Here is a 25,049-nt window from a genome sequence, read left to right as displayed (position 1 = left end):
GACAGAACTCGTATGGCGACTCTATCGCCCGCTTCTGATTTTGCACCTGTGGCAGCCACCTCGGCCGCCCCTGTTAGTACGCGCGACCCGCGTCTGGATTTCTATCGCGGAATTGCGATGTTCATCATCCTGATTGCGCATATTCCCAACGACCCCTGGGCCAAGTGGATCCCTGCCCGGTTTGGTTTTTCGGATGCAACCGAGATTTTTGTTTTTTGTTCGGGCATGGCCTCGGCCATCGCCTTTGGCGGCGCGTTCCTGCGCAAGGGCTGGTGGATGGGCACTGCGCGGGTATCATACCGGATCTGGCAGGTTTACTGGGCGCATATCGGCCTGTTCTTCTTTGTCGCGATGACGATGGCTGCGCTGAATCAAACAGGCCTGTTTGAGAAGAACTACATCTCGTCCCTGAACCTGCAGCATTTCTTCAATGATCCTGCGCCGCAGATCGTCGGCCTGTTCACCCTGACCTACGTGCCGAATTATTTCGACATTCTACCCATGTATCTGGTGGTACTTGCAATGATGCCGCTGTTCATGGGCCTGTCCCGCATCGGATTCTGGGCGGTTGCAGCCACATCCGTTGCTATCTGGCTCGTGGCGCAGACCGACGTTCTGGACCTGCCTGCCGAGCCCTGGTCGGATCGTCAGTGGTTCTTTAACCCTTTTGGCTGGCAGTTGCTGTTCTTTACTGGCTTTGCATTCATGCGCGGCTGGATCCCGGCCCCTCCGGTGTCAAAAACGCTGATCTGGGCAGCGGCGCTGTTTCTGATCTTTTCAATGCCCTTCGGGTCGTGGAAAGTGTTCACATGGGTGAATGCCGCAGCCCCGGACTTGGCCGATGAAATCCGCAAAGTCTGGCCCATCACGAAGGAATTCCGCGACAAGACCGATTTCGGTCTGTTTCGCTACATGCATTTCCTGTCGCTGGCCTATCTGGGCTGGGTCGCTGCTGGCGAGCATGGACACCGCCTGATCGCAACCGGTCAGAGCGCAGGCGCCAAAGCTTGGCAAATCGTGCTGACCCTGGTCACCAAAGTGGGTCAGCAATCACTTGCCGTATTCGTATTTTCCATGGCAGCAGCACGACTTATCGGCGTTGGGCTCGATTTGTTTGGGCGGGATTTTGCCACTGTCTTTTTCGCTAATATGATTGGCTTTGCCATGATCATCAGCGTCGCCTATTTGGCTGCGTGGTTTAAGTCACAACCCTGGAAATCAAAGAAATGAAATTCACACGTCGCGCATTTCTGGCCACGACTTCGGCGCTTGCCTTCGCCCCGGCCACCTTTGCCGTGGGCGGAGAGGTCCCGTTTGACCGCAGTGACGTGATCTCGCTGGCGCGCGAGTTGGCCGCAAAGCCCTTTGCCGAGCGCAAGATGGTCCCGCAGGAATGGCAGGACCTGACCTATGAGCAATACCGCTCGATCCGGTTCCGCCTGGATCGTGCGCTTTGGTTCGAATCTGAGACGCCTTTCAACGTAGATTTCTTTACGCCCGGGCTTTATTTTCCGCGTACGGTTCAGGTCTCGACCGTCGAAAACGGCATGGCAAAACCCGTAGCCTTCGATCTGTCGATGTTTGACAAGTCGACCGAGGTCCCTCAGTTGCCCGTCGACGACACGCTGGGTTTTTCGGGCCTGCGCCTGCGGACTGAAATGCACCGCCCCGGAAAAACCGATGAGTTCTGTGTGTTTCAAGGCGCCAGCTATTTCCGCGCCATCGGCCTGCACGAGGTCTATGGCCTGTCGGCCCGCGGTTTGGCCCTGAAAACCGGCGACCCGGACGGTGAGGAATTCCCTGAATTCATCCGTTTCTGGCTGGAACGTCCCAAGCCCGGTCAGCGCAACATGGTGGTTCATGCCCTGATGGACAGCCCCAGCGTGACCGGTGCCTATCGGTTCAACGTCACGGCCGGCGCGGATTGCGTGATGGAGGTCGAGGCGACGCTGTTCCCACGCACCGAGTTGACCCATGTCGGCATTGCACCCGGCACGTCGATGTTCCTGTTCGATCAGACCAATCACAGCCGTTTCGACGATTTCCGCCCTGCGGTGCATGACAGCGACGGGTTGTTGATCCGCAACGGCGCTGGCGAGGTCCTGTGGCGGCCTTTGGCAAACCCGACCCGCCTGCAGTTCTCGTCCTTTGTTGACATGAACCCGCGCGGGTTTGGCCTGATGCAGCGGAAACGCGCGTTCTCGGATTATGCCGATCTTGAAGCGAGTTACCACAAACGCCCCGGCCTCTGGGTCGAGCCAACTGGCGATTGGGGCAAAGGCGCGGTCACTCTGGTCGAAATCCCGGCTGATCAGGAAATCTACGACAATATCGTCGCCTATTGGCGTCCGATGGAGCCCTATGCGGCCGGAAGCCAGGTGGACCTGTCCTACCGCCTGATCTGGGGTGAGGAACCAGAGCGCACCCCGATGCCACGCGTGATCAACACCGCGATGGGTGACAACACATTTGGTCACGGCCGTCTTGCAGTGATTGACTTTGAGGCCAGCGAGCTATTCGACGAACCTGAGGCGATGACGATCTTTGTGGACTCGCCCCATGCAGAGACCTCGGAAGGCGTCCTGCAGCGCAACCCCGATACTGGCGGCCTGCGGTTGGCCTTTTCCTTCGAGCCGGGAGACCGGAACCATGTGGAACTGCGCGCACAGTTGCTGAAAGACAAGCAGCCTGCCTCCGAAGTCTGGCTGTATCGTTGGACATCATGAGCAACGATCTGCATATCATGCCGCCTGAGGCACCCCTGGCGATGCCGGAGCAGAATTTCAGCGCTGGGTTCCGTGACGCTCAGGCGCCCCGCAGTAGGCAGGCATCTGCGGGATTCTGGCGTGCGCTGGCGTTCTCGCCTGCGATGGCGGCTACGCTGGGCTTGCTTTGGGTCATGACCGACTGGTTCGGAGCCGAAGGGATCAATCTGATCGAAGCGATTCTGTTGGCTCTGATCTCATTCAACTTTTTCTGGATCTCTTTCACGGTCTGCACCGTTTTGTTGGGTATGATTTCCCTGTCGCGGCAGGAACAGCCCAAACGTCAGGGCCGCCCACAGGCGCTGCGCGTCGCGCTTCTTATGCCGGTCTATAATGAAGTACCCTGGAACGTGCTGGGCAACGCCCGCACCATGCTGGAAGACCTGCGCGCGCGGGATGGTCAGCACCACTATGCGATGTTCATCCTCTCTGACACCCGCGACCCCGAGATCGCGGCACAGGAACAAGCCAGCGTCGAAGCGTTGCGCACCACCCTCGCGCCGGGACTGGAACTGTATTATCGTCGGCGAGAACAGAACACAGACCGCAAGGTCGGAAATATCGCAGATTGGGTCAGCCGTTGGGGTGCGGATTGGGATGCGATGCTCGTGCTGGATGCCGACAGCCTGATGACCGGCCGCGCCATCCTGCGCCTGACGGATTCTCTGGCGCGAGACCCCGGTGCGGGCCTGATCCAGAGTTACCCTCAGTTAATTGGTGCTCAGTCGGTTTTTGCCCGGATGCAGCAATTTGCCAATGGCGTTTACGGTATCGCCTTCGCCGAAGGTCTAGCCCGCTGGTGTGGTCAGGAAGGTAACTATTGGGGCCATAACGCGATCATCCGCACCAAGGCTTTTGCCAACTGCGCGGGGCTGCCAAGACTGCGCGCAATGAATGGTCAGGAAAAACTGATCATGAGCCACGATTTCGTCGAGGCCGGCCTCATGCGTCGCGCCGGATGGGGCGTGCGGTTCCTACCGCGCATCCGAGGATCCTATGAAGAAACCCCACCAACGCTGATCGACCACGCGTTGCGTGACCGGCGCTGGTGTCAGGGCAATTTGCAACACCTGAAGTTGCTGGGCTCAACCGGATTCCGCGCTGTGTCGCGGTTCCACATGTTCCATGGAGCAGTCGGATATCTGATGTCGCCGCTTTGGTTTGCCTTGCTGGTGATGTGGGCGCTGATCGGTCAGGGCGAGGATGCCTCGGTCCTGCATTATTTCAGCCCCGACAATCCGCTGTTCCCGCAATGGCCCGAGATGTCGGAAACCCGCCACGTGCTGATCATTCTGGTCATGTATGCTATGTTGCTGGCCCCCAAGGTACTTGGCGTACTTGCCCTGCCACTTAGCGGTGTGCGCTATGCGGATTTCGGTGGCGCAGGTAAATTCATGACCTCATTCATCTCGGAAGTCATCCTGTCGATCCTCTATGCGCCGATCCTTATGGTGCAACAGATGATCGCCGTCTTCCGGACAATTCTTGGTATTCAAAAAGGCTGGTCTCCTCAGGCGCGGGATGGTGGCAGCTATGGACTGCGGACGCTGATCTTATGTCACACGCTGGAAACTATCAGCGGTATAGCCTTGGGCGCCGGCATCCTATCGGGTCTGGTGTCAATCTGGCTGGCTCCGATTGCCATAAGCCTGGCCTTTGCCATCCCGCTTTCCGCACTCAGCGGTGTTTCAACCTCACCGGCGCGGCGCATGGTCGGAATGAAAGAAGATGTTCAGGAACCGGCAATCACCCGGTCCGCCCGTCTCCACAGGGATGAATTGAAGCGCCTGGTCGAAGGCAAAACCGTCATGACTCCTGCCGAGTGATCAACCACCCGGCAGGCCCTCGTACCACTCTACCATCATATCCGACCATCCCTGCGGCACGTTGTGACCACCTGGGAAAAGTGCGAATTCCAACATCGCGCCATCGGCGCATCCGGTCCATTTGCGGCGCATGAATTGCCCGGTCGTGGAAAATCCGCTGGGTTTGGTATCGGCGCATTCGTTTGCGACCCGCCAAATTTCCAGACCGGCAAAGATATCGCCCTGATGGAATCGACCACCGCCCAAAAGACGCCCTTCCAGCGGGACTACATTGTCGATCCAGCCATGGGTGTGAAACATGCGCACCGGGCCATCGCAGGCCTCGGGATGCGGTCGCCAAAACCCACCTGAAACCGGAGCATAGGCCGAAAACGTATCCGGCGCCGCGCAGGCGAGGTAGTAGACCATGAAGGCCCCCGCAGAAAACCCGCCCAACACGACGCGGTCATCATCGACCCCGAACCGGTCCGACGCATCCTGAACCACCTCGCGCAGAAAAGCCGTTTCGTCACGCCCTTCCCAACCCGGGAAGAAATTCCAGCTTTGGCGGCCGTTACGCTCGGACCCCTCCGGTGCCATAACCGCATATCCGCGCGCAAGCAGAGGATCAACCAAGCTGCGGTTCTTCAGCGTTCCGGTCGCAGTCCCGCCATAACCGTGCAGAAACACCACCAGCGGTGGGTTTTCGGTTTCGGGAAGTTCGATATGGTACCCACCCGACGGCGTTTCGCACATGTCTTCCTGATCGACACAGGCGGCCATTCCTGCATTCGCGATCACGGCCATCCCGACCGACAGAAACAAGCTTCGGATCATTCTGCTTTCCCATCATAGTGTTGAACCGGCAGGCCTGCCCTGACCCAGCCCGGCCCTGCTGCTGAGCCTAACATACCCTCGGGCACGTCGATGATATTTGCGAACCCCGCCTCGGACAGCTGGTTGCTCAGCCGGGCCGAGCGCACACCGCGCGCGCAGATCAGGGCGATTGGGGCATCGTGGTCTCCGCCGACAATCTGCAGCAGCGCCTCTTCAAAATCATCGCGACGCATGTCTAGGGGATGCGCGCCTTCGCCCACGCCCGAGGCATCCCATTCGCGTGGGGTACGGATGTCCACCAAAAATATATCTCCAAGCCTAGCTTGTTGATGCGCATCCCCGACACTGATCCGACCGCCCGCATAGCTTTGCGGGATCAGGCGGTATTCACGGACTGCAAAACCGCCCAGAACAGCAGCCGCACCAAACAGCAGAACCTTTCGCCGTGTCCGGTTTGCCCCAGCAGCCACTGTAATCCCTCCTGATCCGATGCGGTCCTATGTATCACAGCAGCTTATCCAGTTCCGTGTCGAAATTAACCTGCCTGTTCAAGTTCGTGTCATCGCCGCTTTACCTGTACCATCCTCTGCCTTGGGGCCCCTGAACAGGCAGAATGGCTTGCAATCGCTGGACACTCCGCGAATTATCCTTACAAAATCAATAGCACTTTTGACCGCCCAGACCGGAGTATCGCAGTTGTCCCTATTCCTCATCGCGGCCCTTCCCTTCCTCGGAGCTGTATTCCCAGCCCTTTTGATCCGGGCTGGACGAAACGCAGCAGCCTCGGCCGCTGGGTTGACCACTTTTCTGGCGCTGATGGGGCTGTTGATTCACATCCCAACCGTGATGCGCGGCGAGGTCGTTACCGCCCGGTTCGACTGGATTCCGGCACTGGGCCTAAACGCCAATTTCATGTTGGACGGCCTTGGGTTTCTGTTCGCGCTGCTGATCCTTGGCATCGGTTTGCTGATCATCCTCTACGCCCGGTTCTACCTGTCGCGCGAAGACCCGATGGGGCAGTTTTACACCTATTTGCTGCTGTTTCAGGGCGCGATGGTGGGAATCGTTCTGTCGGACAATATCCTACTTTTGCTGATATTCTGGGAACTTACCTCGCTTAGTTCATTCCTTTTGATCGGATATTGGAAACACCTCCCTGAGGGACGACAGGGCGCACGTATGGCGCTGGCTGTGACCGGCTCTGGCGGCTTGGCGATGATTGCGGGGATGCTGATCCTGGGCAATATCGTTGGCTCTTATGACCTAAGCGTCATTCTCCAGAACAAAGAACTGATCCAGTCTTCACCCTATTACATGCCAGCGCTGATCCTGATTTTGCTGGGGTGTTTCACCAAATCGGCACAGTTCCCCTTCCATTTCTGGCTGCCACACGCGATGGCCGCCCCTACGCCAGTATCAGCCTATCTGCACTCGGCCACGATGGTGAAGGCAGGGTTGTTCCTGATGGCCCGCATGTGGCCCGTTCTGGCGGGTACTGATGCGTGGTTCTACATTGTGGCCACAACCGGCCTGGTAACCATGCTGATCGGGGCCTGCATCGCCCTGTTCAAAGACGATCTCAAGGCGCTGCTGGCGTTTTCGACCGTGTCGCATCTGGGCCTGATAACCATGCTGCTGGGGTTTGGAACCAAGATCGCCGCCGTTGCTGCCATCTTCCACATCATCAACCATGCGACGTTCAAAGCAGCCCTGTTCATGACCGCCGGGATCGTGGATCACGAAACCGGTACGCGGGATATCAAGCGACTGGGCGGATTGCGCCATTTGATGCCCATCACCTTCACCATCGGGACGATTGCCGCACTTTCCATGGCCGGTCTACCTCCGCTGAACGGGTTTCTGTCCAAGGAGATGATGCTGGAGGAAACGGTCCACACAACCTGGCTGCATTCGCATTATCTTGTGCCCGGACTGGCGCTGCTGGCGGCCTTGTTCTCTGCAGCCTATTCGTTCCGCTTTGTTGGTCACGTGTTCCTTGGTCCAGTACGCGACGATTACCCAACCCATCCACATGACCCACCGGCCGGGCTTTGGCTTGCACCCGCTTTCCTGGTCGTGCTTGTCGTCCTGATCGGTCTTTATTCCAACGCCATCGTAGGTCCGCTGGTGGCAGTTGTTTCAAGTGCGGTAATCGGGGGCGAGAAGCTGCCCTATTATTCGCTGAAACTCTGGCACGGGTTTACGCCTGCCTTGTATATGTCCGCGTTCGCCACACTGGGTGGCCTGGCCTTGCTGGCACAGCATCGGCGTGGTGAGTTCATCTGGAATGCCCTGCCCAGACCCGAGGCGAAAACCATTTTTGACGCAGTGATCGCTGCGCTTACGGCGACCAGCCGCTGGGTCACAGATACTCTGCATAACGGGGTCCTCAGCCGGTATGCGGCCATCCTGATCGTCTTTACGGTTGGGCTGGGATATTATGCATTCGCCACCGGATCTATTGGCGTTGAAACACGCACGCCCCTACCCGTTCAGATCATTCCGTTCATTGGCTGGATCTGCCTGATCGCCGCGACGCTGGCCATCATGTGGTTCCACCGCAACCGGCTGCTGTCCTTGGTGCTGATCGGAGTCGTTGGCCTGATCGTCTCGATGGCCTTCAACTATCTGTCCGCACCCGACCTTGCCCTGACACAGATTTCTGTCGAGGTAGTGACGATGATCCTGCTGTTGTTGTCACTGAACTTCCTGCCCACGGACACGCCCTGGGACAGCAGCGCGGCGCGGCGTTGGCGGGATGCGGCAATTTCGGTCGTGGCAGGCATCGGATCAGGTGCGTTGATCTACGCGTTGATGCTGCGGGATTTCGGTTTCCCGAGCATTTCCGAATTCCATCTGGCCAACTCGTATAAGGGCGGCGGAGGCACCAATGTGGTCAACGTGATCCTGGTGGATTTCCGTGGCTTTGATACCTTCGGCGAAATCATCGTCCTGGGCATCGCCGCCCTGATCATCTTTGCCCTGACCGAGGCGGTTCTGGAAACCAATGTCCGGGGGTATTTGCTGAACCGTAAACCGCACTGGCCGCAATCGGGCGACTCTCATCCGTTGATGATGGTCGTGGCGACAAGAGTGATGATGCCGATCGCGCTGATGGTCGGGGCCTATATCTTTTTCCGCGGCCATAACCAACCAGGCGGAGGGTTCATCGCCGGTCTCGTCGTCGCCATCGCCTATCTGATGCAATATATGGCCAGCGGCTATACCTGGGCCATCGAACGGCAACGGTTCTATTACCACGGCACAATCGGCTGGGGCGTTCTGATCGCCGCAGCAACTGGAATTGGCGCATGGTTCAATGAACGTCCCTTCCTTACCAGCGATTTCGGATATCTGAACTGGCCGCCACTGGAAGAGTTCGAATGGGCAACCGCCATGCTGTTCGATACCGGCGTGTTCCTTGCGGTTTTGGGCGCGGTGATGCTGGCACTGGATAGCCTGTCCCGCTTGGCCTGGCAGCCCGGCATGGCGCAGGAATTCCCAATGGATATCAACCCGCTGCGGGACGATCCGCCTGAAGAAGAACAAGAAGAAAAGGAGCAGGTCTGATGGAAGCGCTCGTAGCCTCTGCGGTTGGCGTGATGACCGCCGCCGGGATTTTCCTGATCCTGCGTCGCCGGACTTTTCCGGTCATTCTGGGCTTGTCTCTGCTGACCTATGCGGTGAACGTCTTTTTGTTTGCCACCGGGCGGCTGGCTTTGGACGCGCCGCCGGTTCTGAACAAATATGAAGAGGTCGCCTATACCGATCCCTTGCCGCAGGCCCTGGTGCTGACCGCCATCGTGATTTCATTCGGGATGACTGCGGTGATCGTGATGATCTCGCTTTCGGCTTACCTGTCGGCCAAGGATGACCACATCGACATGGCCGCTCATGACAATACGGACGCGCCGGGAGAAGACGCATGAACCATTGGATCGTTGCGCCAGTCGTCCTGCCCGCGATTCTGGCTCCGTTCATCATCATGGTCCTGCGATACCACCTTGATTTGCAGCGCATATTCTCGGTCGCCGGTGTCGTGGCACTGCTTGGCATCGCCCTGACAATCACCGCACAGGCCGCAGGTGGAGACATTCTGGTCTATGAGTTGGGCAACTGGCCAGCGCCCTTTGGAATCGTGCTGGTGCTGGATCGGTTATCTGCCATGATGGTCTTGCTGACCGCGCTTTTAGCCCTTCCGATAGTGCTTTATGCGATTGCCTCCGGATGGGATGCACGCGGCAAGCACTTTCATCCCTTATTCCACTTTCAGCTTATGGGCGTATGCGGTGCCTTTCTGACAGGTGACGCCTTTAACCTGTTCGTGTTCTTCGAGGTATTGCTGATCGCGTCCTACGGTTTGATGACGCACGGCGGTGGAGCCGTTCGGCTCAAGGCAGGCGTGCAATATGTCGCCTACAACCTTTTGGGCTCAACGCTGTTTTTGTTTGCCCTTGGCACGCTCTATTCAGTGACCGGCACGCTGAACATGGCGGATATGGCTGTACGGATTGCCGAGCTTCCGTTCGAAGACACCGCTCTGATAAGAGTGGGTGCTGCCCTGTTGCTGCTGGTATTCTGCATTAAGGCTGCAGTTCTACCGCTGCATTTCTGGCTACCGGCCAGCTATGCGAATGCTCCTATGCCAGTTGCAGCGCTGTTTGCGATCATGACAAAGGTCGGGGCCTACTCGATCTTGCGCATGTACACGCTTGGCTTTGGCCCCGAGGTATTGGTTGCGCATGATCTTGTGATCAACTGGCTGCAACCTGCCGCTTTGGTAACTCTGGCCGTTGGTACAATCGGCATATTGGGCTCACGACACATCGCGCGCCTAGTGGCTTTTTGCGCCATCGCGTCAATGGGTACCCTGCTGATCGCAATTTCCCTGTTCACAGAAACAGCAACCGCCGCCGCTTTGTTCTATATCTACCATTCGACGCTTGCGACGGCGCTGTTGTTCCTGATTGCTGATCTGGTGATCGAGCGGCGCGGAGGCGCGATTGCCCCAAAGCACCCTATGGCACAGACCGGACTGATTTCCGCACTGTTCTTTATTGGTGCGATTGCTTTGGCCGGGATGCCGCCCCTGTCCGGGTTCATTGGCAAACTGCTGGTCCTGGACGCCGCGCGAGATGCACCAGACGCAAATACGGTCTGGGCTGTGGTATTGATCGGCTCATTCGTAACCATAGTAGGGCTAGCCCGCGCCGGAACTTTGATCTTTTGGAAAAGCCATGACGCCAGCTTGGCCACCGACCAAGCCGATACAACTGGCGGCGAGACCGCCTTTCAGGCAGCCCCGGAACCTTCGCCCGGGTTGGCCTTTACGTCGGTATTTGCTTTGATCATCGGTCTGGTCATGCTGACATTGTTTGCCGGGCCTGCAATGAACTACGCTACCAGCACAGCGGAACAGTTGTTTGCACCCGAAAACTACATCTCGGCCGTGTTAGGGGTGGAAGAATGAAAAAACTGCTTCACCGGATATTCCCGCACCCGCATCTGACTTTCCTGCTGACGGTCGTGTGGATTTTGCTGGCAAACACACCATCGCTGAATTCACTGGTGTTTGGCCTTGTGCTGGGGATTATCATCCCCTTCGTCACACAGCCGTATTGGCCAGACCGGCCCATTCTTCGGAATTGGCCGATGATCGCCGAATACATATTGGTGGTTCTATGGGACATTGTTGTCGCCAACATGACAGTTGCTAGGATCATCCTCTTCAAATGGGATTCCGACCGTGAACCGAACTGGGTCTGCATTCCGCTGGAACTGCGCACACCAGAGGCGATTACGGTTCTGGCCGGGACAATCACCATGACCCCCGGCACCGTCAGTTGCGATCTGTCCGCGCAGGGTCACAACCTGCTGGTCCACTGCCTCGATGCGCCAAACCCGGACGAAGTACGCGATCAAATCAAGCAACGATACGAGCGCAGGCTAAAGGAGATTTTCGAATGATCGAGCTAGCAATCTACTTTGCCTTTGCCTGTTTCGGCGCAGCCATCATGATGTGCCTGTGGCGGATCATTACGGCCGATGGAGTGGGCACCCGGGTTCTGGCGCTGGACACGATGGTGATCAACACAATTGCCCTTATGGTGCTTTACGGGCTGTTTCTGGGGACCGAAATCTTCTTCGAGGCTGCCATGATCATCGCCATGCTCGGCTTTGTCTCAACCGTTGCCTACGCGCGCTTTATGCTGCGCGGCAATATCATCGAGTGAGGGCGACATGTCGGTAATCTTTGAAATTCTGGTCGCCTTCTTCCTGGTTGTTTCAGGCATATTTGGTTTTGTCGGATCGTACGGGATGATCAAGCTAAAGGACCCGATGTCCAGGCTTCACGCCCCCACCAAAGCGACAACGCTTGGGGTGGGTGGCGTTCTGATCGCCTCAATCATCCATTCCGTATTGATCGAACATCACCTGTCTCTGCACGAGCTGCTGATCACGCTGTTTCTGTTCCTGACTGCTCCGATCACGGCCCTGTTTATTGCCAAATGGCATATTCACCGCCATGAAAAGCCCCAGGATCTGCCGGACGCGGGTGAGGACAAAATCTGGGCTACACATGCGGTCGAACAGGTCGAAGACGTTCCTGATCACAGAAACACCTGATACCTATGCATAGACCTCCACTACCCCTGACCCGCGATCTGGTTCTTATCGGCGGCGGTCATACGCACGCGCTGGTGTTGCGAAAATGGGGAATGAACCCCCTGCCTGGCGCGCGCCTGACGGTCATCAACCCCACGCCTTCAGCCCCCTATTCAGGGATGCTGCCCGGTTTCGTTGCCGGTCATTACCGCCGGGGTGACCTGGATATTGATCTGGTGCGTCTGGCTCGCTTTGCCGGGGCACGGGTGATATTGGGTGCCGTCGAAGGGTTAGACCCTGACCGGCAAGAGGTACATGTGCCCGGCCGACCGCCCGTCGCCTATGATGTAGCCTCGATTAATGTTGGCATTACATCCGACATGCCGGCCCTGCCTGGATTTTCCGACCATGCGGTCCCCGCAAAACCGTTAGGGTCTTTTGCCGCCAGGTGGGCCGAGTACCAATCTGGCGCAGGCGCCGCCTCGGTTGCCGTGATCGGTGGTGGTGTTGCCGGTGTCGAGTTGATCATGGCGATGGCGCACGCTCTGCGTTCCGCAAACCGCAGCGCCCGATTGACCCTGATCGACAATGCTCGGGCCCTGACCGCGATTGGCGCTAAGGCGGCCTCGATCATTCGCAATGCGATGGCTGACCTTGGCATCGACGTGATCGAACAGGCCGCCATCGTCGAAATTCATGCGGATCACATCCGGTTGGAGGACGGGCGCCAGATTGCGGCTGGATTCGTGACGGGGGCGGCGGGGGCCAAACCCTATGGTTGGATGGCGCAGTCCGGGCTGGATCTTCACGATGGCTATATCACGGTGAATAGCCGGCTGCAGTCCAGCAATCCTTTTGTGTTCGCAGCCGGCGATTGTGCCCATCTGTCAGAAAACCCCAGACCAAAAGCAGGTGTCTATGCCGTCCGAGAAGCCCCGATTCTTTACGACAATCTTCGGGCCTCGCTGGGTGTCGGAAAGATGCGCCCCTATCATCCGCAAAAAGATTACCTCAAGCTGATATCGCTGGGTGGGAAATCCGCATTGGCCGAGCGATTGGGAACCTCGCTCAGTGGTCCGTTGATGTGGAAATGGAAGAACCATATCGACCAGAATTTCATGAATAAGTTCCGGAATCTGCCGCAGATGAAAGCAGCAGAGTTGCCCCGCGACCACGCTTTGGGCGTGCCCGAAGTCCTGGGTGAAAAGCCCATGTGCGGTGGGTGCGGCGCAAAGATTGGGCGTCGCGCTTTGCGCAGTGTTCTGTCTGATTTGCCGCCCCCCGATCGGCAAGACGTTATACCGCTTTCAGGTGACGATGCGGCTTTGCTTCTCACCGGCGGCGCGCGACAGGTGATGACCTCGGACCATTTGCGCAGCTTTACCAATGATCCGGTTTTGATGACACGGATCACGGCCATTCACGCATTGGGTGATATCTGGGCGATGGGTGCGGCACCGCAGGCCGCCACCGCAACGATTATTCTGCCTCGGATGTCACCCGCACTGCAACAACGTACAATGTCAGAAATCATGGCCACCGCCAGTGACGTCATCCGCGCAACCGGGGCCGAAATCGTCGGAGGCCACAGTTCGATGGGGGATGAGATGACCATCGGGTTCACTCTGACCGGCCTGTGCGAAAACGACCCGATCATCTTGTCCGGAGCCCGCAAGGGCGACGCTTTGATCCTGACCAAGCCGATTGGCAGCGGCGTGATCATGGCCGCCGAAATGGCCGGTTTGGCCAATGGCATCTGGGTCGCCGAGGCGTTCCGCCACATGGTCCAGCCCCAGGGCGAAGCCGCGCGCATTCTGTTCAGCGCCCATGCTATGACCGATGTGACCGGGTTTGGTCTGGCAGGGCATCTGCAAGGTATTTGCGGTGCCTCGGGCTGCGGTGCGGTAATTGCTCTGGATGCGGTTCCCGTGATGGCCGGGGCTGTGGAGCTTAGCGCAAGCGGTGTTCGGTCCACGATCTTCGAAGACAACCGCGCCATTGCGCCTGAACTCGCCAACGGACCCAAGGCTGATCTTCTTTTCGACCCTCAAACCGCCGGAGGGCTATTGGCCGCTGTCCAAGCCGATGACGCGCCAGGCCTGTGTGCAGACCTACGTGCGGCTGGATATCCGGCATCAATCATCGGCATGATCGACGATACGCCGGGTTTAAAACTTCAGAGCTGATCCAGGACCTGTTCGACCCGCACAGCGACCTCTTTCAGACCGGTACTTGCCAGCGAGGGAACCTGGATCGAGGCCACAATCTCGGTGCTGTGTACGCGCGCGGACTTGGCATAAGCTGGGTCGTAATGCTGTTCCATAAGTGACCGTGTAAGGGCCAACTTGTTACCGCCGTCAATCAGCGCAAACCACCCATCCACCACCTCATGCCCACGGTGAGACCTCAGCGGCGACAGGAGATCTTTCAACCGCTCGGCATCGCTGAGGACATCGTCATATGCCGAGACCAGATATTCCGCGCGCGCTTCTATCGGGGCATCAATCTGAATGCGCACGGCCGCACACATGGCGGACCAAAGCCTCGGCGGCAGGATCAAAGAGCCGATTTTGGACGATTCCGCTTCGACTACGACGGGACGGGTGGGGTCAAAACCACAAAGTTCTGCGGCCAGCGCGGATTCGAATGCCTTTTGACTGGGTTGTCCGCCCGGCATTGCCCCCAGCAACGACCCCCGGTGATTGGAAAGCCCTTCGAGATCCAGAACCTGGACACCACGTTCCTGAAGGTGTGTAAGCAGCTCGGTCTTTGCTGTGCCCGTATACCCATCCAGAAGGACGAATTGAAACTGCAACGGATCGTCATACAGATACCGGCTCACCAAGCGGCGATAAGCCCGATAGCCGCCCTCGACAACCTCGGCCCGCCAGCCAATCTGTTGTAGCATCCAGGTAAACGAACCAGATCTCTGCCCACCGCGCCAGCAATATACAAGGGGTTTCCACCCCCCTTCGTGATGGGACAGGCTGTGTTCAATGTGGTTGGCCGCATTCCTGAAAACCAGAGCCGCCCCCAGCTTGCGGGCCAGAAACGGGCTTTCCTGGACATAGATCGTCCCGACGCGCGCCCGTTCGTCGTTATCCAGAACTGGCAGGTTGATAGACCCGGGCAAATGATCCTCGGCAAATTCAGCCGGGCTGCGCACGTCTATGGTTGTGTCGAACTCATGCGCGTATAACTGCTGAAGGTTGGTGATTTTCAGAACCATGTCAACGATCTAACCCGCGTTGAACCGGATGGAAAGGCACGGTGTCAACCTGTGATGGGATCGACAAGCGTCGGTCCACTGGCCCGATTGGAATTGACGCGCGGATCGACACGATGAAAGCCAAGAATATCTTCCTGCCCCGGAGACAACAGCCGCGCAGCCCCCTTGCCCACTTCACCCAGCCATAAAGGCCAGTTTTCAGGTTCAACAATCAGGGGCATGCGGTGATGAATTATGCCCAGATTGCGGTTCGCTGGTGTCGTAACGATAGCGCATGTTCCCTTCTGGTCGCCCTCGGGTCCCCAATCTTGCCATACCCCGCCAAAAGCAATCGGGGCCCCGTCTTTTCTGAAAATATACCAGGGCAGCCGGTCTCCGCTCTCGGTTTTGGTCCATTCATAAAACCCGCTGGCAACGATCAGACATCTGCGTTCTCTGCAGGCCACCCTGAACGCCGGTTTTTCAGCTAGCGTTTCGGCGCGGGCATTGATCAACAATGGCCCAGCGGTTTTGGACTTGTACCAGTGTGGTAAAAACCCCCAACGCAAGGCATCCAACTGACGCCCGGTTTCGCCTGCCCTGACCACATGCACCTGACATGTCGGACAAACGTTGAAATTCGGGACAACAGGCAGAGCATTGGCCGGGCGCGCAGAAAACAACTGGGCCATGGCATCATTTGGAAGGGTTATTGCAAACCGTCCGCACATAGGTAATGAACTTTCAACAATCGTTTTCTACAGGCACAGGTTCTCACGGGGTCATATGCAAAATCAAACGGCGAAAACCTTAAAAGTCAAAGCTGTCGCAGCGCTGGAAGAAGGCAAATTCCAGGCTGCGCTGAAAAAGGCTCAACTTGGCGTAAAAAAGTTTCCGACCGACTCGGATTTTCATGCCATTTCCGGTTTTGTTCTGACCGAGATGAAACAGTATAAAAGGTCGATCCCGCATTTTGTCGAAGCCGCGCGGATGAAACCTGACGATCCGCAATTCGTCGAAAACCTCGCCAATGCTCTTATGCAAACCGGCCAGATGGCCAAAGCCTTGGAATATGCCGAACTCAAGGCCGAAAAATTCCCAGCCAGCAAGGAACTGAACCGGGTCATTGATGAGATTACGCTGAAAGGACAGAATTGGCGCCTGATCATTGATCACGTGACCAAAAAACTTCAAAGCGACCCTGAAAATGTCAGCCTGTTGTCGACTCGTGCCCGCGCCTATGGCCGCATCGGTTATATCGAGCACAACTCACGCGATATAACCAAGGCGTATGAATTGGCACCGGACAACGAAAAGATAGCCTTTCAAAAAGCCGTAAATCTGCACCAGAGTGGCGACAAAAAGGGATGCGCCAATATTCTGCAGGGCATCTACGCCAAAGAACCCTTCCATGTTGCCACCCTTCTTCAGCTTTCGACAATGTCCAGCAAAGAGGACGCCCCGAAACTGATGGAGGCGGTTGAAGCAGCGATATCCGAAAGCGTACACGAGCTGTCGGAACTGGAATTTGCCAAGGCCCACCTGATCCAAAAAACCGATAGCCTTGGCGCAGCACTGCCGCAATTTGCACGTGCCAATGCCATCCAACACAACGTCAAACCCTATGATTTAGAGGCGGAAGAACAGAAGTTCGAACGTATCACTGGCCTGTTCCCTGTAGGAGGAAGAGTTCCTTGGTCCGAACAAACCGATCAGCCGGTTCCGATCTTCGTTCTGGGCCAGCCGCGCTCTGGCACGACGCTCATGGAAATGATGCTGAGCTCCGCGCCAGACATTGCTGGCTGCGGCGAACTGACGGTTGGGGCCGATCTTTCGCGCGACTACGCACAACATCGCAAGACCTTCGATTCCACTGCCGCAGCGAAATATGCCAAAGAGTTCCGAGAGTTGATGCCGCCGATCCCCGATGGCTCGACCGCTTTTGTTGACAAGATGCCCCACAATTTTCAGCGGGTCGGCTTCCTGTTGTCGGCATTCCCAAACGCCAAGATAATAAACATGCTGCGTGATCCGCGCGATGTTGGTCTTTCGAAATGGATCCGCCGGTTCCCTGCGGGTGGCATGAACTATGCCTCGAATCTTGAGACCATTGCCCATTCTGCCAACCTATATCGTCGCTATATGGCGCATTGGGATGCTGTTTTTGGCGACAAGATCCTGACCGTTCCATATGAAAAGCTTGTCGCGGACCCCGAAACCTATAGCAAGCAGGTCGCCGCTTTCTGCGACCTGGAATGGACCGAGACGATGATGCATCCGGAAGAGAATACCAAACAGGTCCGGACTGCCAGTATCGACCAGGTTCGCAACAAAATCTCAACCAAATCCATTGGGGGATGGCGATCTGTGTCGGAACATATCCAGCCCATGCTTGCGGGTTTTGATACAGGGCTTTGGCCGGAATACGATATCGATCAAGGCTGAAGGTTAGCTGAATGAAATAGGGCCGCATCCCAAGGTGCGGCCCTTTTCGTTTCGCTCTGGTCGCCTTACTTTTGCTTGATGCGACCGTCCAGATAAGGCTGGTAAGGCGCGTTTTCGGCTAGGTATTCCGCCGTGACATCTGCAAGATCCGGGCCAAAGTCATAGGCATTTTTATCGTCGCCTTCGAACATACTGTACCCGTCACCGCCATTTCTGACGTAGTTATTGGTAACGACAAGATAAGTCGCCGCCGGATCAATCGGGGTAAGCCCATCGCCGTTGGATACCATGACCTCTGATACGCGCCCTTCGTTTGGTGCCACCGATGCGTCCCAAACAAAGGTCAGACCGGCAACCTGCGGAAAGCGGCCCTTGACCTCTTCTACCTGGCTCACGCCGTTTTCAAGCGCGTCAACGATGCCTTGTCCGCTGATCTCAAAGGTTGAAAGCGTATTCTGGAACGGCAGCACGGTCAGAACTTCACCCATGGTCACGTCGCCAGGGTCAATCGAAGCACGCAAGCCGCCAGAGTTCGCAATCGCGATATGAACGCCCTGATCAGCAACCCGCGCAAGCATAGCATCAGCGACCAAATTGCCCATCTGACATTCCTGAACACGACAGATCGAACGGTCACCCTCAATCGCCTCAGACGTGCTGGCCACGACCTTATTGCGGATTTCGTCCAAAGGAGCGGCCAGTTCCGCGATACGGTCCAGCGAGGCCTGATCTTCGGCCACGTTGTTGTCCATGATCAGCGGCTCACCAGCCGCCGCGACAACATTTCCGTCGTCATCAAAAGTGACATTCAGCTCGCCCAGGAATTTGCCGTAGGCATAGGCCTGAATGATCTGCACGCCATCGACCACTGTCGGATAGGGACCAACAGCCTTGTCGGAAACGTTGGACAAATATGTATTGGAATGCCCACCTACGATTACGTCAACGCCGGTCGTTTCCTGTGCAACACGCTGGTCGACAGCATATCCCGAATGGCTGAGAACGATGATCTTGTTCACGCCTTCCGCGGTTAGCTTGTCCACTTCGGCCTGAACCGCGGGAACCGGGTCCGAGAATGTGATGTTCGGGCCAGGAGAGGCCAGTTCATGCGTGTCTTCCGGCGTCAGACCAACAAGGCCGACTTTTTCTCCGCCGACTTCAATCACTGTAGACTTTTTGATCTTGCCGTTCAGCAATTCTTCGCCGGAAAAATCCGCGTTCGACATCAGCACCGGGAAATCAACCGTGTCAATAAAGCCGCGCAGGACTTCCGGGCCATCATCGAATTCGTGGTTGCCCACGGTCATAGCGTTATAGCCCAATTTGTTCATGAACTCGGCCGCGACCTTGCCCTTGTAATAGGTATAGAACAACGAGCCCTGAAACTGATCGCCGCCATCTACCAGGATCGAGTTTTCGGCACGTCCGCGGGCTTCTTCCACTGCTGTTACGAGACGGGCAGATCCGCCAAAACACTTGCCTTCGGCGTTGTCATCTGAACTACAGCCACTGTCATATTTGTTGATCGGCTCGATACGCGAATGAAAGTCGTTGGTGTGCAGAATGGTCAGTTTATATTCGGCGGCGGCCATTCCTGCAGTCAAACCCAGCACAGCAGCCGAGGCTAGGAAACGGGTGAACATATTTTAACTCCCTTTGTTAATTGCCAAGATGTTGCGCCGCCTTCAGCAAAGAGTCAAAGGGGGAAATCCGGCTTGAATCTAGCCGCAGCGCGGGGCATGACCGTTCTATGCTGATTTACAAGATTTTCCGCGCCAACGAATGGACGGCGCTGCAGACCGATGGCGCCACGGATGGTGCTCCGATTGATGTTTCGGACGGTTTTGTCCACTTTTCGACAGCTGAACAAGCTGCGGAAACCGCTGCCAAGCATTTTGCCAGCGCCGAAGGTTTGACGCTGTTGGCCTGCGATGCTGACGCGATGGGCGAGGAACTGAAGTGGGAGGTTTCGCGCGGGGGCGCTCTGTTTCCGCATCTCTACCGTCAGATCCGCATGACCGACATAGCTTGGTCCTGCCCCCTGCCCTTTGACGGCAACGCGCATCGCTTCCCGGACGACATGAAATGACGGAATATATCGACCCGGATCGCGCCCAGTTCGAAGCCTTCAAGGTGCTGGATCGTGACCAGTCTATTGAGATGCTGAACCTGGTGAGGTTCCGCAGCCGGGCCGAATATCCATCGGGGCACGAACTGGCCAGAAGCGGTCTGTCGGGCGCTCAGGCCTATCGCAATTATGGGATCGAAACCGCGCCGATTATTACCCGCCTTGGGGCAAAGATCATTTGGCGCGGCGCGTTTCAGACTACGTTGATTGGCCCGAAGGATGAGGCATGGGACGCGGTATTTATCGCGCGTTACCCATCGGCCCATGCCTTTCTGGAAATGATATCCGACCCTGACTACAAACAGGCGGTCGTGCATCGTCAGGCTGCGGTGAAGACCTCTCGCCTGATCCGGTGCGCGCCGACCGAAGGCGGAGAAATCTTTGGATGAAACTGACTGAAAAGCTGGGGCTGGCTGCCCTGCACCGCTTGGACCCGGAAACTGCACATGCCCTGTCGATCAAAGCCCTGAAGGCAGGGCTTGCGCCTGCACCAGGGCCGGTCACGTCACAGCGTTTGCAGACCAAAATCGCCGGGCTGGATCTGCCCAATCCGGTTGGTCTGGCCGCAGGGTTCGACAAGAACGGAGAGGTTCTTGGCCCCCTGTCTCGCGCCGGGTTTGGGTTCATCGAAGTCGGTGCCGTTACCCCACGCCCGCAGCCCGGCAATCCCAGGCCGCGCCTGTTCCGCCTGACCGAAGACAAGGCTGCCATCAACCGCTTTGGCTTTAACAACGAAGGGATGGAGGCCATGGCCCGTCGTCTGGCGGCGCGCCCCAGGGATGCGGTGATCGGACTGAACCTTGGTGCGAACAAAGACAGCGATGATCGCCCCGGCGACTTTGCCAAGGTACTGGCCCATTGTGGGGCGCATCTGGATTTCGCTACGGTCAACGTGTCATCTCCGAACACTGAAAAGCTGCGGGATTTGCAAGGCAAAGCGGCGCTGAGCGCTCTGTTGAGCGGCGTGATCGAAACCCGAAACACCCTAATGCGCCCTCTACCAGTATTCCTCAAGATCGCCCCCGATCTGACCGAGGATGAGCTGCGGGATATCGCCGAAGTGGCCCATGAATCGGGCGTTGATGCGGTCATCGCCTCGAACACCACTTTGTCGCGCGATGGGTTGCGCAGCGCACACAGAGACGAAGCAGGCGGCCTGTCCGGCGCGCCTTTGTTCGAAAAATCCACCCGCGTTCTTGCCCGGTTTAGCCATTTGACCGACGGTCAGATTCCGTTGATCGGCGTTGGTGGCATCAGCACAGCAGAACAGGCCTATGCCAAGATATGCGCCGGTGCTTCGGCCGTGCAATTCTACACCGCGATGGTTTTCGGTGGTATCTCACTTGCAGCGGAAATCGCGCGAGGCTTGGATGACTTGCTGGCGCGCGATGGGTTTGAAACAGTTGCGCAGGCCGTTGGAAGCAAAAGACAGGACTGGATATGATCGAATACTGGCACAATCCCAGATGCTCTAAGTCTCGCGCAGGGCTCGCTTTGCTTGAGGAAAACGGAGCGCAGGTCGAAATTCGCAAATACCTTGAGGATACGCCCTCGGCAGACGAAATCCGGGCCGTACTTACACGCCTTGATATCCCCGCCATCGACCTGATGCGGACTAGCGAAAAGCTGTTCAAGGAACTGGGCCTAACCAAGAATACCGCTCAGGATGACCTGATCACAGCAATGGCGGCCCATCCGATTTTGATCGAGCGTCCGCTTGCAATCAAAGGGGACAACGCAGCCATTGGTCGCCCTACGGAATCCCTTCTGGACCTTCTTTAGGCGACCAAAGCCTCAAGCTTGGGGTATCGCCATCCCAGCGTGCAGGCACGCGCGATGTTCAAGATCATCAGCGCGGCCCAAAGGCCGTGATTGCCGAGCGCAGGCACCAATATGAACAGGGCCAAAACATAAATCGCAACCGAATGGATCATCGCATTGCGCATTGCGCGCGTCCAGGTCGCGCCTATGTAGATGCCGTCAAACATCCAGCTTGCCACACCGATCACCGGCGCCAGCGCCGCCCAGACCAGATACTCGCGTGCGGCTAGTCGCACCTCAGGTGCAGTTGACATCAGGTCGATCAACGCTGGCCCGGCCAGATAGAAAACCGCACCAAGTACAAATGCACCCCCTACCCCCCATTGCGAAGCCATGGCCGCGGCTCGGCGCACCTGATGCCGATCCCGCGCGCCAATGGCGCCGCCGACCAGTGCTTCGGCGGAAAAGGCGAACCCATCCAGTGCAAAGGCGGTAATTTCGAGAAACTGCAGCAAGACCTGATTGGCTGCCAGATTAACATCCCCCAGATCCGACCCGACGAAGAGGAATGTGGTAAAGGCGCCGGTCAGCAATACCGAACGGACCATGATGTCGCCATTCACCTGCATCATCCGACGCAGACGCGTGGGATCAAAAATTCGCGGCCAGTCACGCCATTGATTCCCGGTAAAAGCACTGCGGCACAGCCAGAGACCCAGTGCCAGCCCGCTCCACTCGGCGATGAGCGTCGCGATGGCCACCCCCTCGACGCCCCAACCCAGACCAAGCACAAACCACAGATCCAGGAGAATATTCAGCCCGTTCATCCAGACCTGCAGGACAAAGACCCCACGCGTACGTTCAATCGCAATCAACCAGCCAGTGATGGCGAACAGCGCAATCGTTGCCGGCGCACCCCAGATGCGTATCCGCAAATAGTCGCGGGTCAGCGCCTCAACCTCGGGGCTGGCGGGGGAAAGGGCAAAAGCCCCTTTGAACAAAAGGACTTGGGCCAATATGAAAACCATACCTGCCGCACTGCCCAGCAATATGCCCCGCATCAGCAGCGCACCGGTTTCTGCAGTGTCACCTGCCCCGCGCGCCTGCGCCGCCAGGCCGGTGGTCCCCATCCTCAGAAAGCCGAATATCCAGTAGATCGAGGCCAGAATCACGGCCCCCATCCCAACAGCCCCAATCGGCGCAGCCAGACCCATCTGCCCGACTACGCCAGTATCCACGGCCCCAAGGATCGGAACCGTGGCATTCGACAGCACGATGGGCGCTGCAATTTTAAGCACGCGCCTGTGCGTGATTGGTGCCGAGGCGTCTTGCATGGAAATCTACTCAGCTTTCGATTTGGACTGCGGCATCAGAAAATGCCCGCTGGCCTGTGCGAAAGGTCGCTGATGATTGTCCTGCCACGCTTCGACACGAACCGACGCATACCGGCGCCCTAATCGGCGAACAAAGGCACGCGCATAGGCATCCCGAGGCAAGCCCGATCGCAGGTAATCAACAGTGAAATCGACTGTTTTTGGAAACATGATGGTTTCATCTTGAAAGACCGTGCTGGCATCCAATTCGCCGTTTTCGATCCGGGGAAAGAAATACTCCCAACTCAGGGTGATAACCGCGGTTACTTCCAGAAAGGCAGCCGTCACACCACCATGAAGCGCCGGAAGCATCGGGTTTCCGATCAGCTTTTGGTCAAAGTTCAGTACCCCGGTCAACTCATTTCCCCGCCGGTCAAATTCGATTCCGAGAAACTGAATATATGGAACACCATCCACGATTGCCTTCAGTGCTGCATCGCGACGCTGTTCGATAAGCTGCATGGCTTCGGGCCGAGGTCGTGACATCATCGGCTCTCCACTGTGAATGAACCGGTGGCGGTTGCCACGGGCAGGTCCTTGTCCTCATCCATCGCAGTTGCGCGGACAAAGGCCACGTTTCTGGTGATGTGATAACAGACAGCATGTGTCGTAATGCTCTGCCCTGGCGTCGCCGGGCGCATGTAGTCTATCCGCAGATCTATTGTCGCGGTGGCGCCGGGCGAAGAAGGATGGCACATGACCGCGGAACCGCAGCAGGTGTCAAGCAGGGCAAAAACCGCCCCGCCATGGATCACACCCGTGCGTGGATCACCGATCAGTTCGGCCTTGTAGGGCATCGAAATCTCGGCCTCGCCATTACCCATTTTGGTGAGTGTCAAACCCAAAGCTTTGGCATGCGGAATGGCCTCAATAAACTGTCGTGCTATAGCAGCTTTGTCGACCATCTACTTGTGTCCTCTCTGTTTCTCCCTTTATGAGCGTCAGGCTAGCAAAAGAGCAAGCCCGCCTGTTGCGCTTGAACTCGCCACGTCCTACGCTGTTTCGAAGGAGACCAGGAATGCCCGACAACCGTTTGTCATTCAAAGAGATGTGCGCCGAGTTTGACGTGACTCCACGTACCCTGCGCTACTATGAATATATCGAACTTCTGCAGCCTGACCGCGAAGGCCGAACTCGCTTTTACGGGCCTAGGGAATGCGCTCGGATGACGCTGATCATGCGGGGACGGAAATACGGATTTCCACTGGAAGATATCCGCCAGTGGCTGCTGATCTACGAAGATCAGGGGAATCAGGCACAGATGAAGGCCTTCATCGAAATGGCCGAACATCAGCTTGTCGAACTGAACAATCAGAAAAAACAGTTGGATGAAGCCATAGATGCCTTGGAACAAATGCGTGACCAGACCGCGAAATTGTTAGACTAGGCATTGCTGCCCAGTTGATCGCGTTTACTATCGGATTTGCCAAAGCCAAAAACAGACCCTTCCTGGGCTCTTTTACCCTTTCAGCATGCTTTCCCGTGTTTGGAAAATTGCATCTGGAAGGTGATCTGACGTGACGTCCTGAAATTCCCTGCAGTAGAAACCTTGACGCGAACGGAAGTTACGTCAACTTATTTGTGACGCAGCGTTCGCGTTACGTGAACGGCATCTACGTGCTGTAAGACGCGCATCGACTGCGCAAATCAGCTTAACGAAGGCCAGTTACAAGAGTGCAGAAACCATGACCGAAGATCTGATGACCATTCGTGAAATGTGCGAGACCTATGATGTCACGCCGCGCACATTACGTTTTTACGAGGCAAAGGAACTTTTGTTTCCGATCCGCGAAGGGCAGAAACGACTGTTCACCAAAAGCGACCGGGCGCGTCTCAAGCTGATCCTGCGAGGCAAACGCTTTGGCTTCAGCCTGGAAGAAATTCGCCAGCTTCTTGATTTGTATCACGTAGGTGATCAGCAGGTTACACAGATGACCCGCACCTATGAGATCGCGTGCGAGCGGCTTGCCGATATGGAATCCCGGCGTGAAGAGCTGACCCAGGCCATTGACGATCTAAAAGAACAGTTGAGATGGGGCGAGAAAGTGATCGCCTCGATCAAGAGCGACAAAAAGGCCGCAGAATAACCCCGGCGGCACCCACCCACCGGACAAGCGAAAC

General features: G+C 56.9%; 25 protein-coding genes. 17 read left to right on the top strand and 8 right to left on the bottom strand.

Annotated elements, in window-relative coordinates; all coding sequences use genetic code 11:
* Positions 1-12: 12 nt before the first annotated feature.
* The 3 genes from AC2FFF_RS02855 to mdoH are packed head-to-tail and all read left to right on the top strand — an operon-like array spanning position 13 to position 4,591.
* The gene (locus AC2FFF_RS02855; protein WP_281971814.1) at positions 13-1,230 is read left to right on the top strand and encodes an OpgC family protein; all 1,218 of its coding nucleotides are present in this window, start codon (positions 13-15) and stop codon (positions 1,228-1,230) included.
* On the top strand, positions 1,227-2,726 hold the full coding sequence (locus AC2FFF_RS02850) for an OpgD/OpgG family glucan biosynthesis protein (RefSeq protein ID WP_281971813.1): 1,500 nt from the start codon (positions 1,227-1,229) through the stop codon (positions 2,724-2,726). Before AC2FFF_RS02855 ends, AC2FFF_RS02850 begins: the two co-directional genes overlap by 4 nt.
* The gene (gene mdoH, locus AC2FFF_RS02845; RefSeq protein ID WP_281971812.1) at positions 2,723-4,591 is read left to right on the top strand and encodes a glucans biosynthesis glucosyltransferase MdoH; all 1,869 of its coding nucleotides are present in this window, start codon (positions 2,723-2,725) and stop codon (positions 4,589-4,591) included. Before AC2FFF_RS02850 ends, mdoH begins: the two co-directional genes overlap by 4 nt.
* Here the strand turns inward: mdoH and AC2FFF_RS02840 are convergent, their stop codons facing one another.
* On the bottom strand, positions 4,592-5,407 hold the full coding sequence (locus tag AC2FFF_RS02840) for a CE1 family esterase (protein ID WP_281971811.1): 816 nt from the start codon (positions 5,405-5,407) through the stop codon (positions 4,592-4,594).
* Positions 5,404-5,877, bottom strand: coding sequence for a rhodanese-like domain-containing protein (locus tag AC2FFF_RS02835; RefSeq protein WP_142632854.1), 474 nt, complete (start codon positions 5,875-5,877; stop codon positions 5,404-5,406). The genes AC2FFF_RS02840 and AC2FFF_RS02835 overlap by 4 nt, the downstream gene beginning before the upstream one ends.
* A 226-nt stretch (positions 5,878-6,103) precedes the next feature.
* Here AC2FFF_RS02835 and AC2FFF_RS02830 point away from each other — a divergent pair, with 226 nt between their 5' ends.
* From AC2FFF_RS02830 to selD, 7 genes are read left to right on the top strand one after another with little or no spacing between them, the layout of a single operon-like run.
* Positions 6,104-8,977: a monovalent cation/H+ antiporter subunit A gene (locus AC2FFF_RS02830; RefSeq protein WP_281972385.1), complete on the top strand. Its 2,874-nt coding sequence runs from the start codon at positions 6,104-6,106 to the stop codon at positions 8,975-8,977.
* Positions 8,977-9,336, top strand: coding sequence for a Na+/H+ antiporter subunit C (locus AC2FFF_RS02825; protein WP_142632852.1), 360 nt, complete (start codon positions 8,977-8,979; stop codon positions 9,334-9,336). The genes AC2FFF_RS02830 and AC2FFF_RS02825 overlap by 1 nt, the downstream gene beginning before the upstream one ends.
* A complete protein-coding gene (locus AC2FFF_RS02820) occupies positions 9,333-10,877 on the top strand; it encodes a monovalent cation/H+ antiporter subunit D (protein WP_281971810.1) in 1,545 nt (514 codons plus the stop codon). The genes AC2FFF_RS02825 and AC2FFF_RS02820 overlap by 4 nt, the downstream gene beginning before the upstream one ends.
* Positions 10,874-11,374, top strand: coding sequence for a Na+/H+ antiporter subunit E (locus AC2FFF_RS02815; RefSeq protein WP_496882844.1), 501 nt, complete (start codon positions 10,874-10,876; stop codon positions 11,372-11,374). The genes AC2FFF_RS02820 and AC2FFF_RS02815 overlap by 4 nt, the downstream gene beginning before the upstream one ends.
* The gene (locus tag AC2FFF_RS02810; protein ID WP_142632846.1) at positions 11,371-11,640 is read left to right on the top strand and encodes a K+/H+ antiporter subunit F; all 270 of its coding nucleotides are present in this window, start codon (positions 11,371-11,373) and stop codon (positions 11,638-11,640) included. Before AC2FFF_RS02815 ends, AC2FFF_RS02810 begins: the two co-directional genes overlap by 4 nt.
* Positions 11,641-11,647: 7 nt before the next feature.
* Positions 11,648-12,034, top strand: a complete 387-nt coding sequence (locus AC2FFF_RS02805) for a Na+/H+ antiporter subunit G (protein ID WP_271947999.1) — start codon at positions 11,648-11,650, stop codon at positions 12,032-12,034.
* Positions 12,035-12,039: 5 nt separating this feature from the next.
* Positions 12,040-14,199 carry a selenide, water dikinase SelD gene (selD, locus tag AC2FFF_RS02800; protein WP_281971809.1) on the top strand — a complete coding sequence of 720 codons (2,160 nt, stop codon included), beginning with the start codon at positions 12,040-12,042 and terminating at the stop codon, positions 14,197-14,199.
* On the opposite strand, the gene mnmH is transcribed toward selD, so the two are convergent.
* Positions 14,190-15,242: a tRNA 2-selenouridine(34) synthase MnmH gene (gene mnmH, locus AC2FFF_RS02795; protein ID WP_496882843.1), complete on the bottom strand. Its 1,053-nt coding sequence runs from the start codon at positions 15,240-15,242 to the stop codon at positions 14,190-14,192. The genes selD and mnmH overlap by 10 nt on opposite strands.
* 44 nt (positions 15,243-15,286) lie before the next feature.
* A complete protein-coding gene (locus AC2FFF_RS02790) occupies positions 15,287-15,952 on the bottom strand; it encodes an SOS response-associated peptidase (RefSeq protein WP_281971807.1) in 666 nt (221 codons plus the stop codon).
* Positions 15,953-16,007: 55 nt separating this feature from the next.
* Between AC2FFF_RS02790 and AC2FFF_RS02785 the strand changes: the two genes are divergently transcribed.
* Positions 16,008-17,666: a tetratricopeptide repeat-containing sulfotransferase family protein gene (locus AC2FFF_RS02785; protein WP_281971806.1), complete on the top strand. Its 1,659-nt coding sequence runs from the start codon at positions 16,008-16,010 to the stop codon at positions 17,664-17,666.
* Between the two features lie 65 nt (positions 17,667-17,731).
* Here AC2FFF_RS02785 and AC2FFF_RS02780 read toward each other — a convergent pair whose 3' ends face one another.
* Positions 17,732-19,309, bottom strand: coding sequence for a bifunctional metallophosphatase/5'-nucleotidase (locus tag AC2FFF_RS02780; RefSeq protein WP_142632834.1), 1,578 nt, complete (start codon positions 19,307-19,309; stop codon positions 17,732-17,734).
* 107 nt (positions 19,310-19,416) lie between these two features.
* Here AC2FFF_RS02780 and AC2FFF_RS02775 point away from each other — a divergent pair, with 107 nt between their 5' ends.
* From AC2FFF_RS02775 to arsC, 4 genes are read left to right on the top strand one after another with little or no spacing between them, the layout of a single operon-like run.
* On the top strand, positions 19,417-19,755 hold the full coding sequence (locus tag AC2FFF_RS02775) for a DUF952 domain-containing protein (RefSeq protein WP_281971805.1): 339 nt from the start codon (positions 19,417-19,419) through the stop codon (positions 19,753-19,755).
* A complete protein-coding gene (locus tag AC2FFF_RS02770; RefSeq protein ID WP_281971804.1) occupies positions 19,752-20,183 on the top strand; it encodes a DUF1330 domain-containing protein in 432 nt (143 codons plus the stop codon). The genes AC2FFF_RS02775 and AC2FFF_RS02770 overlap by 4 nt, the downstream gene beginning before the upstream one ends.
* The gene (locus AC2FFF_RS02765) at positions 20,180-21,238 is read left to right on the top strand and encodes a quinone-dependent dihydroorotate dehydrogenase (RefSeq protein ID WP_281971803.1); all 1,059 of its coding nucleotides are present in this window, start codon (positions 20,180-20,182) and stop codon (positions 21,236-21,238) included. Before AC2FFF_RS02770 ends, AC2FFF_RS02765 begins: the two co-directional genes overlap by 4 nt.
* On the top strand, positions 21,235-21,576 hold the full coding sequence (arsC, locus tag AC2FFF_RS02760; protein ID WP_142632827.1) for an arsenate reductase (glutaredoxin): 342 nt from the start codon (positions 21,235-21,237) through the stop codon (positions 21,574-21,576). Before AC2FFF_RS02765 ends, arsC begins: the two co-directional genes overlap by 4 nt.
* Here arsC and AC2FFF_RS02755 read toward each other — a convergent pair.
* The 3 genes from AC2FFF_RS02755 to AC2FFF_RS02745 are packed head-to-tail and all read right to left on the bottom strand — an operon-like array spanning position 21,573 to position 23,833.
* Complete coding sequence (locus AC2FFF_RS02755) at positions 21,573-22,889, bottom strand: MATE family efflux transporter (RefSeq protein ID WP_142632825.1); 1,317 nt, start codon at positions 22,887-22,889, stop codon at positions 21,573-21,575. The genes arsC and AC2FFF_RS02755 overlap by 4 nt on opposite strands.
* A gap of 6 nt (positions 22,890-22,895) precedes the next feature.
* Positions 22,896-23,414 (bottom strand): PaaI family thioesterase, encoded by a 519-nt coding sequence (locus AC2FFF_RS02750; RefSeq protein ID WP_271948008.1) that lies wholly within the window; start codon positions 23,412-23,414, stop codon positions 22,896-22,898.
* Positions 23,414-23,833: a PaaI family thioesterase gene (locus AC2FFF_RS02745; RefSeq protein WP_142632821.1), complete on the bottom strand. Its 420-nt coding sequence runs from the start codon at positions 23,831-23,833 to the stop codon at positions 23,414-23,416. Before AC2FFF_RS02745 ends, AC2FFF_RS02750 begins: the two co-directional genes overlap by 1 nt.
* 113 nt (positions 23,834-23,946) lie before the next feature.
* Between AC2FFF_RS02745 and AC2FFF_RS02740 the strand changes: the two genes are divergently transcribed.
* On the top strand, positions 23,947-24,315 hold the full coding sequence (locus AC2FFF_RS02740) for a MerR family transcriptional regulator (RefSeq protein ID WP_142632819.1): 369 nt from the start codon (positions 23,947-23,949) through the stop codon (positions 24,313-24,315).
* Between the two features lie 298 nt (positions 24,316-24,613).
* Complete coding sequence (locus AC2FFF_RS02735) at positions 24,614-25,015, top strand: MerR family transcriptional regulator (RefSeq protein ID WP_142632817.1); 402 nt, start codon at positions 24,614-24,616, stop codon at positions 25,013-25,015.
* Positions 25,016-25,049 lie beyond the last annotated feature (34 nt).

The sequence above is a fragment of the Ruegeria sp. YTSA226 genome (assembly GCF_059609905.1).
The sequence above is the reverse complement of the archived record's forward strand: the minus strand, read 5'-3'. Positions and strand labels throughout refer to the sequence as shown.

Coding starts and splice junctions, on each gene's coding strand:
- AC2FFF_RS02855 (WP_281971814.1), top strand. CDS start 13: ATGGCGACTCTATCGCCCGCTTCTGATTTTGCACCTGTGGCAGCCACC.
- AC2FFF_RS02850 (WP_281971813.1), top strand. CDS start 1,227: ATGAAATTCACACGTCGCGCATTTCTGGCCACGACTTCGGCGCTTGCC.
- mdoH (WP_281971812.1), top strand. CDS start 2,723: ATGAGCAACGATCTGCATATCATGCCGCCTGAGGCACCCCTGGCGATG.
- AC2FFF_RS02840 (WP_281971811.1), bottom strand. CDS start 5,407: ATGATCCGAAGCTTGTTTCTGTCGGTCGGGATGGCCGTGATCGCGAAT.
- AC2FFF_RS02825 (WP_142632852.1), top strand. CDS start 8,977: ATGGAAGCGCTCGTAGCCTCTGCGGTTGGCGTGATGACCGCCGCCGGG.
- AC2FFF_RS02820 (WP_281971810.1), top strand. CDS start 9,333: ATGAACCATTGGATCGTTGCGCCAGTCGTCCTGCCCGCGATTCTGGCT.
- AC2FFF_RS02815 (WP_496882844.1), top strand. CDS start 10,874: ATGAAAAAACTGCTTCACCGGATATTCCCGCACCCGCATCTGACTTTC.
- AC2FFF_RS02810 (WP_142632846.1), top strand. CDS start 11,371: ATGATCGAGCTAGCAATCTACTTTGCCTTTGCCTGTTTCGGCGCAGCC.
- AC2FFF_RS02805 (WP_271947999.1), top strand. CDS start 11,648: ATGTCGGTAATCTTTGAAATTCTGGTCGCCTTCTTCCTGGTTGTTTCA.
- selD (WP_281971809.1), top strand. CDS start 12,040: ATGCATAGACCTCCACTACCCCTGACCCGCGATCTGGTTCTTATCGGC.
- mnmH (WP_496882843.1), bottom strand. CDS start 15,242: ATGGTTCTGAAAATCACCAACCTTCAGCAGTTATACGCGCATGAGTTC.
- AC2FFF_RS02790 (WP_281971807.1), bottom strand. CDS start 15,952: ATGTGCGGACGGTTTGCAATAACCCTTCCAAATGATGCCATGGCCCAG.
- AC2FFF_RS02785 (WP_281971806.1), top strand. CDS start 16,008: ATGCAAAATCAAACGGCGAAAACCTTAAAAGTCAAAGCTGTCGCAGCG.
- AC2FFF_RS02780 (WP_142632834.1), bottom strand. CDS start 19,309: ATGTTCACCCGTTTCCTAGCCTCGGCTGCTGTGCTGGGTTTGACTGCA.
- AC2FFF_RS02775 (WP_281971805.1), top strand. CDS start 19,417: ATGCTGATTTACAAGATTTTCCGCGCCAACGAATGGACGGCGCTGCAG.
- AC2FFF_RS02770 (WP_281971804.1), top strand. CDS start 19,752: ATGACGGAATATATCGACCCGGATCGCGCCCAGTTCGAAGCCTTCAAG.
- AC2FFF_RS02765 (WP_281971803.1), top strand. CDS start 20,180: ATGAAACTGACTGAAAAGCTGGGGCTGGCTGCCCTGCACCGCTTGGAC.
- arsC (WP_142632827.1), top strand. CDS start 21,235: ATGATCGAATACTGGCACAATCCCAGATGCTCTAAGTCTCGCGCAGGG.
- AC2FFF_RS02755 (WP_142632825.1), bottom strand. CDS start 22,889: ATGCAAGACGCCTCGGCACCAATCACGCACAGGCGCGTGCTTAAAATT.
- AC2FFF_RS02750 (WP_271948008.1), bottom strand. CDS start 23,414: ATGTCACGACCTCGGCCCGAAGCCATGCAGCTTATCGAACAGCGTCGC.
- AC2FFF_RS02745 (WP_142632821.1), bottom strand. CDS start 23,833: ATGGTCGACAAAGCTGCTATAGCACGACAGTTTATTGAGGCCATTCCG.
- AC2FFF_RS02740 (WP_142632819.1), top strand. CDS start 23,947: ATGCCCGACAACCGTTTGTCATTCAAAGAGATGTGCGCCGAGTTTGAC.
- AC2FFF_RS02735 (WP_142632817.1), top strand. CDS start 24,614: ATGACCGAAGATCTGATGACCATTCGTGAAATGTGCGAGACCTATGAT.